Genomic DNA, 9714 nt, shown 5'->3' on the forward strand with positions numbered 1-9714 from the left:
TTCTCAACTTGAACTAGGATTTTGCTGAGGATTAGGAGAGCCAATAAATTCAGATTGGATCTCCTCTAATTCCAGATCAAGTTTAGTTTTAGTTTTTGGTAAACTACTAGATCCAGAAACTTGATTTCCAAGGGTTTGATGGGTTGATTTAGGGGTCGGATTACCCATAATTTCAGACTTCAATTCTTCTAATTCTTGAGCAATCCTTTTATTCAATCCCCCGACTGCAGGCTTTGATGGTACAGTAGGTTTGATCGGTGTAACTGGTTTTTGTTGCTGACGGGGTGTAACTGTTTTTTGTTGCCTTAGACGTGTTGGGGGAGGTGTCTGAAGATGCAAATCTTGACTTACCTCAGCTGCTGATTGATAACGTCTGTTAATAGCCCCTGCTATCATCTTGTCGATGATGCGACCAAGCTGATCACTAATAGGATGACTCAAAAAGTTGCGCCATATCCAGACACCCTCCCTGACATCAAATAAATCACAGGGGTGCTTATCGGTCAACAAATGAATACAAGTGATACCAAGACTATAGATGTCACTGGCAAAAACTGCTCTACCAATACTTTGCTCTGGTGATACATAACCAAATGAGCCAATCGCTGTTCCAGTTTTGCCTAGACTAGTGCCAGTAGCAGCTTTCGATGCTCCAAAATCAACCAGAACCAGTTGACCAGGGACCTGAGTTGCTCCCCCCACAACAGAAGACCTTAAACCCCTGCGGCGAATAATGTTTTCTGGCTTGATGTCTCGGTGGATGACATGATGTTGATGAACAAATTGCAGCAATGGCAGCAAATCATCTAGTAGCGCCCGAATTTGCGCTTCATTAAATCCACCCCGACTTCCCAGTTCTTGGACTAAGTTTTGTCCATCGATAAACTCTTGCACCAAATACTGTTGGCTATCTTGACAAAAATAAGCCAGCAGTTCGGGAATTTGAGGATGTTTGCCCAACTGATCCAGCCGTACCGCTTCGAGGGTGAATAACTCAGCTGCCTTTTGAACCGTGTTAGTTCCCTGGGCTTGGGGAAAAAACTGCTTGATGACGCAGGGAGGTTTGGAAGGTTTATCTTCATCCACAGCCAAGAAGGTTTTACCAAATCCACCCTGACCTATAGGTTTAATCCCTCGGTATCGCTCTTTGAGCAGCAACTTCGAGCCACAGGCAATGCAAAATTTAGTTCCTTCTCGATTTTTGGGATTGGGGCAAGTCGGATTGAGACAGTAGCTCATTATCGTGGTCAGCAGTCGGGCTTTTATCTATAATTATATATTGCCCTATATACGAATAGATAAACAATGATGTGATCAGGAGTAATGGTGACAGTAGGGAATTTTTTGATCTTATCTAGCTGATCTCCCTATCCCCTCATTATCTAATTACCTGATTACTTCCAACCCTGATAGCAATTCTCAAGGAATTGTGAGAATTTTTGAGGCCATATTCCCTACGGTGCGCTTTCCGTAGGCGAATTTAATTCGCCACGGGTCGCACCGCTCCCTACTCCCTACTCCCTACTCCCTACTCCCTACTCCCGTCTTGATGCAGTCGCTCATGGGGGAAACCCCCAAGACCGCGCTGCATCGCTACTCCCTACTCCCTTTTCCCTTTGCGATATGTTCCATAATTGCTTGTCGGAACCCCAATACTACTAAAGTATTGGACAGGGTTAAAAAAAACTCAGCACTGCCATGTAGCCAATCCACATCAGCTAATGCTTCCTGATAAACTACCTCGGAATAAATTCCAGCTGGAATAGTAATAAAAACAAACACCAAGAGCACGTAAAATCCGATTAGCGCTAAACGGGGTGTTTGTCCAGAACGAGTGAGAAACCACAAGAATCCTAGGTAAGGAAATAGAGAAATGGCAAATAATGTCTCTTTAGAAATCATTTTAATATTAGAAAAAATGCTTGAGTTGTCAAAATGATTCGTAAAACTTATCCCTGGCATTGGTAGCAACCCTAGGCTGAACGCCAAATCCACCAAGCTGCTCCACAGAGGGTAAAGTTACCTACAACCGTCATCGCTGCTTGGACTGTAACCATCCACTCCAAGGATTGTTGGTTGTCAAAAAAGTGCCAGGTGATAGCACACATAGCACTGACCAATGCTGGTAACATGGCAAAAGACAATGCCCACCATGCACGATTGCCAGTAATTTCACCATAGGTCCAGATTAACCAAATTGCAGCGATCCACTCGATAACACTGGAAATGTGAATAATCCAAGTTGGAATTGATAGAGCATGCATAAAAAAAACTTAGTACTACAGACTAATGGGTAATGGGTAATGGGTAATTGCTTAGGAGTAATCACAATTAGTAATTTGAAAATTACTAATTTAAAATTTACCAAAACCCAAGCTTGATAATAGAGATGCTTCTAGACATCCTCTTATCTCCACTTTACTTATTTGATTATACCAAGATTATACCAGCTACTTTACATAAACTTTAAAATCTTATTAGTACTAATGCTTAATTCCTAATCCGAATAGGCCAAATTCTATCCTAAATAAAATAGTAGAATCACTTACACAATCAAAAAGCCCTGATGTTATCGTCGGGATTAAACACATTCTGACTAATTTTTATAACTATGACATCAAAAGATATTTTTAAAAAAGGTGGTTTTGAGAGCAGTGATTTTACCAATTGGCAGACTATCGGCGATGCTATAATTGAAACAGAGGTATTTGGAATCAGCCCAACTCAAGGAAGCTACCAAGCATTAATTACCAATGGAAACCAGTCTGTCAGCATTGCTCAACTGGAAAGCTTCTTGGGGTTAAACACAACAGAGTTAGATCAACTAGGCAATGGGAATGTTAATCAAGGCTCAGCTATCCAATTCATACCAATTACTGTAGAAGCTGGGGACATTTTGAGGTTTGATTGGAACTTCATCACCAATGAGAACACCTCTAACAATGTTTATAACGATTTTGCTTTTGTCTCTATCTCTTCAGGGGACGTGTTGGAACTAGCAGATACAACTAGTGACTTTGTGGCATCCACGACTTCTTTTAATTCACAAACTGGCTACAAAACATTTACTTACGAGTTTACAACAGCTGGCACGTTTACCTTCAGTATAGGAGTTGTGGATATGGCCGATTCTACCGTTGATTCTGGGCTGCTGATTGATAACCTGACACTGAATGGCTTGATCTTTGAAGATGACTTTGACCCAGATAGAGATAATAGCCAATGGGCAGAAATTAGCAATGGTGAAGTTAATACTAATTTTGGTGGCGATGGTAACTCCCTTTGGTTTGATGGCGGTTCTGCAGAAGATAACTCCCGTTATGCTATTACCCAAGCCCTAGATGTTTCCGGTGGCGGTACTATTTCCTTTGATCTGATCATTGGTAATATCATTGGCAATAGTAATAATGGAGGAGAGAATGCCGATTCTGGGGAAGATATCGCTCTTGAATATTCCATTGATAGCGGTATCTCTTGGGTAAGACTAGGTTTGTATGACACAGAAGACTACATCAGTTGGACAACTATTACTGAGAGCATTGACACCGATGCTATAACTAGTGCTACTCAGTTCCGCTGGCTACAGGTTAACCATAGTGGTTCTGGATTCGATAACTGGGCTATTGATAATGTACATATTGATTTGCTTTAGATTATGAATCACTATAATCATCTGTTTGATTTAATTAATGTAAAATCAATAACAAAAAAGGTAAAAAAAAAAAAGGAAAAATGGAAAATGGAAAAAGCCTAGAATAAATTTACATGCTTAATTTACATGCCTAGGTTTCCCATTTCCCCTGTAAATGGATAAATTAATCTGATGATTGTCGTATTTTTTTTATATCAATCCTTAGTTCAATTAAGAGCTGCTATCTCTAGTTTAGATAATAGCTCTTTTTCAACGTATTCCAGGTGATGTAAATCCTCAGCTACAATTAGTAGAGTAACATCCCCTTGAGTTTGTAAGGTGTCAAATTCATAAGGAAAAACAAAATTCTGAGTACTATTACCCTGGTAGATTAAGGAACCAATCTTTTCCCGTAGGGTGCTAAAACTACAGGGTTCGATTTTAAGTCTCAACACCTTCCAGCATCCATCGTAGTCACTAGATCCAAACAACTTGTCAAGAATAAAAAACGCAAAGGACGATCCATTCAGTCGGGCGTTGTTTTCGATCGGAAATATTCCTTGATCTGTGACAATATAATCGATGCCTAAGATGCCAAGATAGCCATCATCTCGCATCTGCTGGGCGATTTTGAAGGAGTAATCGCGAATTAACCCTTCTATCCGGCTTGAATAGGGTTTTCCTTTCACGTTACCGATATGTTTTAACCCATTAAACAGCTGGCATGTTATGCCCAGATGAGCAATTTCTCCATTGCTGCCAATCATCCACTGGTCATTGGGGGATGTAATGACTTTGAGGAATGGCTCAATTAAAAAACAACTCTCTGTCGATGCCAGCATTTTTGGGATATGAGTCTCAAGGTTACTGCTGTTAACTTGATAAAGTGATGAGCCTACAGAGCCTTGTGCGCCCCGGATCAGTAACGTCTCATATTCCTTAAGCCAACCTAAGATTTCCTGTCGCAGTTCTGTCTCAAAATCCTCAGAGTCTGATGATTTACTCAGGATAGTTCCTGGTACTGTGGGAATACCAAGAGACTGACACAGATCCTTGAAGGTGGACTTGTCAAAATACTTTAAGGTAATAGACTGATCACAGCCAAAAAAAACGGCATCAATTGTTGACGCCGCCTCTTTATCTACATCTGCAGAATAATAGGGAACAAAAACCAATGGTTTTCCTATAGATGCAAGAAATGCTCTAACTTCATCCGCTTTTTGCATTATTAGCTCTGAGAGCAGTGCTGGTTCATTTTCACGGTTGAAGGCAAACACTTTCTCGGGTCCTAAACCAAGATTTCTGAGCCAATCGTAGTACTCTGCATCCAGATTTCCAGGAATCATCACAACATCCTCTGAACCAGCTACAGCTAGGGCTCGTGACGCCCAAGGTTCGAGTGTATTCTTGCCCTTAAAGTGGGGTTGGCTTCGGATATCGAAGGCAAATACCCTGACTTGATCGGAATTTGAGGAAATCAAGTCCAGAATACCGCTTGATTTTGCGATCGCATTTGAGTTTACCCTTGAGTTCAATTCATCCTCTTGATGGGTGTGATTACCAATTAACATTTTGCTCGCAACAGCACTATCCATATGCTTACTCCATACAGACCTAACTACGACTTATTACAATTTACAAAAGAGCGACATGAAAAATGAACCTATCTCCGTCTAGGAGTAGGACATACCGTGCCCGCTGCTACCCTCGCACTTAACTATGAGTAGTTAACCATAAGAACTGCTCTAGAGTCAAGACCCTATCCCACAAGTGTTACTCATGGGATATCTTAAATACACCCTGTTTTGATGAGGGGTTATGGACACAAAATTAGCGGCAATTGCCAAGTGCGCTTAAGCGCTCCTACAGGCTATGCAATCGTAATCCTATAACTCTAACTGCTATAAAAATAAAATTTCGACTGATTTTTTTAACATTTTCTCATAATAATTAGGTGTTAAGTGTTAAGTGTTAGGTATTAGGTGTTAGGTGTTTGGTGTTAGGTGTTTGGTGTTAGGTGTTAAGTGTTTGGTGTTAGAACGGGAACAAATACAAGCAAGAACCTGATGGGTCACTTGGGATTTCCAATAGAACTGTTGCGGAGTAATAGCCCTTGGACACTGACTGTAGGGTTGGATCAAGTAGTGCTATCCCTTAGCTCACGGAGTTAGGGGACGCGGGGCAGGTATAGGTTTTACCATAGTTATTATGTCTTTAGTGATAGGGAGCTCGAAGGCAGCGTCCCCCTGGCCAAAGTTCTGGCTTCCAACTTTTTGGTCAATTTGGGTTTGACCACTTTTTTGATGATATAAAACACTTAAATAGCACAAGTAACCCCTAAAAGTTCGGGAATTATTTTTATAATGGGAGGGTCTATCCAAATCAACATAAACCCATTAGGATTTCAGCAGTTGAGCTACATATAGTGATTAAACCATTGCGCCCCTACAATTAGCCTTGAGGAACAGAAGCAAGGGTAAGTCCTGTCAATAAAAACTAATCACAAATAACTAATGACTATTAGTGACCGATTCTTGGCAAGAGCCGCAATATAAAGGAGTTTTATCAATGAGGCGATGGCGACCCATACTGTTGCTTGTGGCTTTTGTCCTAAGTATAGTTCTCTCTAACTGCGTTAGCCCTTCTAATTGGATTGGGAAAAATACCCCTCCCAGTCCTACTCCTACTGTTTCTCAGAGTCCTAGTCCCAGCCCTAGTCCTACTCCTAGTCCTACTCCTACTCCCAGCCCTAGTCCTAGTCCTACTCCTAGTCCTACTCCTACTCCTTCCCCAACTAAACCTCCTAAGGATTCCAAGGGCAGGACTATCGTTTACGGAGCAGTGGGACAACCAGAAAACCTAGAACCGGGTAATATCAGCGACCGGGAATCCCTAGTTGTCCAGAAACAAATTTACAATCGCCTGGTGGAATACAAGCTGGGAACCATTGAACTGGAACCGGGATTAGCTACTGATTGGGAAGCGTCTCGCAATAGCAGAGTTTGGACATTTAAACTGCGCCAAGGGGTGAAATTTCATGACGGCACTGATTTCGATGCTGAAGCAGTTAAGTTCAATGTGGAGCGTTGGTGGAACCGGGAAAACAAATACGGCTATCGCAATAAAGACAGAAAGTATCAAATTTGGGCTGATTTATTTGGTGGCTTCAAGGGAGATTCTAAATCCCTATTACAAGATATAGTGATTAAAGATAAGTATACAATTCAATTTGTACTGAAACAGCCCTTAAGCATTTTTCCAGCTATGATTGGGTCAGGCTACTTTGGTATCGCTAGCCCAACCGCCATCAAGAAAGCAGGTTCTAAGTATGGTCGCGATTCATCTATCGCAGTAGGGACAGGTCCATTTAAATTCAAAGAGTGGCGTAATGGCAAGGAAATTATTCTAGAAAAAAATCCAAAGTACTGGAAACCAAACCTACCATTAGCAGAAAAGGTAATCGTGCGGTTCATCCCGGATATTGCGAAGCGGCTGACCATGTTGAAATCTGGAGAGATTGACTTCACTTCAGACCTAGTTCCTAAGCAATTAGAAAATTTAGTTGGTGAGGCTAACCTCAAATCTATTTTCCGTCCCTCCTTCAACGTTGGATATCTATCCCTCAATACCAACTACAAACCCCTTTCCAAACAAAAAGTAAGGATTGCGATCGCATTAGGAATTAATCACCAAAAGATTGTCGAAAAAAATTGGCAGGGTTTAGGAGAGAGTGATGCTCACTTCACCCCACCCCTACTGGATTGGTCTGAGTCATCTAATTTTGGTAGCTATAAATATGATCCACAGCTAGCCAAGCAACTGCTGAGGGAAGCTGGCTACGCCAAAGGCTTTGACCTCGAACTCTGGTATATGAAAATTTTCCGCCCCTACTATCCTGATCCGAAAGCGATCGCCCAAGCAATAGCTGATGACTTAGGTAAGATTGGCATCAAGGTTACTTTAAAAACCAAACCCTGGAAAGATTATCTCAAAGACCGACAAAAGTCTCCTGGTTTCCAAGGATTTATCTTGGGTTGGACTGGGGAATATGGCGACCCAGATAACTTCTACTATTCCCACTTCGGACCTAATGCTACCGCTGACCTTGGACGTTGGAAAAATAACCAAATCCTACGGCTATTGGAAACCGGTCGTAAGACCCAAAACCAGGATGCTAGGGCAAGAATCTATCGCCAAGTGGATCAAATTTTATTTGAAGAAGCCGTGCGCATTCCCATTGTCCACTCCCAACCGCTTTTAGGTAAGCGAGCCAATATTCAAGGCTGGAAGCCCAGTCCACTGGGTTCAGAATCCTTTGAAACTGTGGATAAGATTTAGATGGAACACTTGATATTTTTTGGTCTAAAGATGCGGGGAGTGTCAAGATCAGAACTTTTATCCTATCCTCAACTCCACTTTGACACTCCTTCTCACCCACCTGAATCCTTAAATCAATTCCAGGATAAGCCAGGGGATGTAGACCTCGGCTTGGGGCTGAATTTATTACCCAGTAAGGATTTTAGCTTGTATGTCACCCCCCCAGTAATTAGTCATCAGTTAGTAGTCACTATTCCCGATTATAGTTAACCTAGACACAAAGCGTTACATCTCGAAAACTACTTCTGTCCTATTATTTATTTAGTGTTAATAAATTTTACCTAAATTTTAATTATATCAAATCTAATCACTAAAGAGTCTGATCAAAGTACCCTCAAGGGTACTGTCAAAGAATTAGTTTATTGCTGATAATGAAAAGGGAACTGAAATCTAAGCATATGCGCTACGCGCAGGCTACGCCAACATCTATGAGCTATCAGCTAATGCGCTACGCGCACGCTACGCGAATGGCTGTTCGCGTAGCGTGGCCTTTGGCCAAGGCATGTGGCCAGGCTAAGGGAACAGTTTATGCCCATAGCGCTCACTACTAGATCAGTGGTTTTGAATAAAATAAGCTGACAGCTGATAGCTCATAGCTGACGCGAGTAGTTTTTGTCGTTATCATAAATAGGCATAGTTGACCTATTTGTAAAGGCTATAAATCCAAAAGGGAACTAGTTCAATGACAAAAAAAAGGGATACATCTAGAGACGGATTTAAGAACCGGTTAGAAAACTTTGCTTTAAACAACTTCAAGGGGATTTGGGAGTTTATTCAAAGCAACGACTCTCTCAGACATAAAGTCAACAAAACTATCATTAACAATGCCGTCTACAAAATGCCCACTCGTCCCCATAAGTTAAGTGCGATCGCACCCTATACCTCTTGGGACTCATTAACAGACCGAACCTGGATCGGACGACATTTACCACCCGATCCAGAGTTCAACAAAGAAGGTAACCTTCCCCCTGTCAAAGACCTTGCTGTTTTGTTTGGCAAAAAAGAGGGGAAAACCATCTATTCCGAGAAGTCTACCCTGCTGTTTCCCTATTGGGTGCAGTGGTTTACCGACGGCTTTCTGCGCACTGATCGCTACAATAGATTAAAAAATACCTCTAACCACGGCATCGATTTATCTCCCGTCTATGGGTTGAACAGAAAATCGACAGACATGCTGAGATCAAATCAGGGCGGGAAACTCAAAAGCCAGATTATCAATGGTGAAGAATATCCTCTCTTCTATTACGACGATCCAGAAAAGGGAGTGGTCAAACCAGAGTTTGACGGGTTGTATGAACCGCTCAATGATGAGAAGCGACTCGACCCAGCCAAGAAAGCCAAATTGTTTGCCATGGGTGTAGAACGAGCCAATGTCCAAATTGGCTATGTAATGTTTAACGTTCTGTTTCTGAGGGAACACAATCGCCTGTGTGATTTACTGGCTAAGCATTATCCCGATTGGGATGACGAGCGACTCTTCCAAACAGCCAGAAACATCGTGATGGTGGTAATCATGAAAATTGTGGTGGAAGAGTATGTTAACCACATTACCTCCTATTACTTCAATTTCATTGTCGATCCCCCAGCGTTTACCAATCAGAAGTGGTATCGCCAGAATTGGATGACAGTGGAATTTGGTTTGGTATATCGTTGGCACAGTGCCCTTCCGGAGACTCTGACCTATGACAGCAAGCAAATTCCGATGA

7 protein-coding genes and 1 pseudogene are annotated in these 9714 nt (G+C 41.8%); 4 read left to right on the top strand and 4 right to left on the bottom strand.

Features of this window, described 5'->3' with window-relative positions:
- Nucleotides 1-336 precede the first annotated feature (336 nt).
- The 3 genes and pseudogenes from F6K52_RS08545 to F6K52_RS08555 all read right to left on the bottom strand — a co-directional run.
- Nucleotides 337-1239 (bottom strand): annotated as a pseudogene (locus F6K52_RS08545) (serine/threonine-protein kinase); the annotation flags it as partial.
- 354 nt (nt 1240-1593) lie between these two features.
- Nucleotides 1594-1902 (bottom strand): DUF3593 domain-containing protein, encoded by a 309-nt coding sequence (locus tag F6K52_RS08550; protein ID WP_293076377.1) that lies wholly within the window; start codon nt 1900-1902, stop codon nt 1594-1596.
- A gap of 71 nt (nt 1903-1973) precedes the next feature.
- Complete coding sequence (locus F6K52_RS08555) at nt 1974-2264, bottom strand: DUF2499 domain-containing protein (protein ID WP_293076379.1); 291 nt, start codon at nt 2262-2264, stop codon at nt 1974-1976.
- Nucleotides 2265-2611: 347 nt separating this feature from the next.
- On the opposite strand from F6K52_RS08555, the gene F6K52_RS08560 reads away from it, so the two are divergent.
- A complete protein-coding gene (locus F6K52_RS08560; protein ID WP_293076382.1) occupies nt 2612-3652 on the top strand; it encodes a hypothetical protein in 1041 nt (346 codons plus the stop codon).
- A gap of 206 nt (nt 3653-3858) precedes the next feature.
- On the opposite strand, the gene F6K52_RS08565 is transcribed toward F6K52_RS08560, so the two are convergent.
- Nucleotides 3859-5226 (bottom strand): hypothetical protein, encoded by a 1368-nt coding sequence (locus F6K52_RS08565; protein WP_293076384.1) that lies wholly within the window; start codon nt 5224-5226, stop codon nt 3859-3861.
- A gap of 973 nt (nt 5227-6199) precedes the next feature.
- Between F6K52_RS08565 and F6K52_RS08570 the strand changes: the two genes are divergently transcribed.
- From F6K52_RS08570 to F6K52_RS08580, 3 genes are all read left to right on the top strand, one after another.
- Nucleotides 6200-7969: an ABC transporter substrate-binding protein gene (locus F6K52_RS08570; protein WP_293076386.1), complete on the top strand. Its 1770-nt coding sequence runs from the start codon at nt 6200-6202 to the stop codon at nt 7967-7969.
- The gene (locus F6K52_RS08575) at nt 7970-8218 is read left to right on the top strand and encodes a hypothetical protein (protein WP_293076388.1); all 249 of its coding nucleotides are present in this window, start codon (nt 7970-7972) and stop codon (nt 8216-8218) included.
- Between the two features lie 472 nt (nt 8219-8690).
- Nucleotides 8691-9714 (top strand): peroxidase family protein (locus F6K52_RS08580; RefSeq protein WP_293076390.1); only part of this gene is annotated, 1024 nt, incomplete at its 3' end.

This window comes from Moorena sp. SIO3H5 (assembly GCF_010692395.1).
Lineage (GTDB): Bacteria > Cyanobacteriota > Cyanobacteriia > Cyanobacteriales > Coleofasciculaceae > Moorena.

Coding starts and splice junctions, on each gene's coding strand:
- F6K52_RS08565 (WP_293076384.1), bottom strand. CDS start 5,226: ATGGATAGTGCTGTTGCGAGCAAAATGTTAATTGGTAATCACACCCAT.
- F6K52_RS08570 (WP_293076386.1), top strand. CDS start 6,200: ATGAGGCGATGGCGACCCATACTGTTGCTTGTGGCTTTTGTCCTAAGT.
- F6K52_RS08560 (WP_293076382.1), top strand. CDS start 2,612: ATGACATCAAAAGATATTTTTAAAAAAGGTGGTTTTGAGAGCAGTGAT.
- F6K52_RS08555 (WP_293076379.1), bottom strand. CDS start 2,264: ATGCATGCTCTATCAATTCCAACTTGGATTATTCACATTTCCAGTGTT.
- F6K52_RS08575 (WP_293076388.1), top strand. CDS start 7,970: ATGGAACACTTGATATTTTTTGGTCTAAAGATGCGGGGAGTGTCAAGA.
- F6K52_RS08550 (WP_293076377.1), bottom strand. CDS start 1,902: ATGATTTCTAAAGAGACATTATTTGCCATTTCTCTATTTCCTTACCTA.